Consider the following 228-nt stretch of genomic DNA (forward strand, 5'->3'; position numbering starts at 1 on the left):
TCACCGATGCGGAGTACGAGGCGTTCCGCGACGACCTGATCGCGCAGCTTCTGGCCTTCACCGATCCCGAGACCGGCAAGCCGGTGATCAAGTCGGTGTTCAAGCGCGAAGATGCCTTCCCCGGCACCCAGACCGAGCGCGCCCCGGACCTGACCCTGCAGCTCCATGATTACAGCTTCCTGTCGGTGCTGCGCGCGGACCAGCCGATCAAGGACCGGCGCGTGCCCT

1 protein-coding gene is annotated in these 228 nt (G+C 66.2%); it reads left to right on the plus strand.

Annotated elements, in window-relative coordinates; genetic code table 11:
- Positions 1-228: hypothetical protein (locus E0702_RS18520; RefSeq protein WP_205742166.1), on the plus strand; the 228-nt coding region annotated here is incomplete at both ends.

The sequence above is a fragment of the Halomonas marinisediminis genome (assembly GCF_004347715.1).
Classification (GTDB): Bacteria; Pseudomonadota; Gammaproteobacteria; order Pseudomonadales; family Halomonadaceae; genus Halomonas; species Halomonas icarae.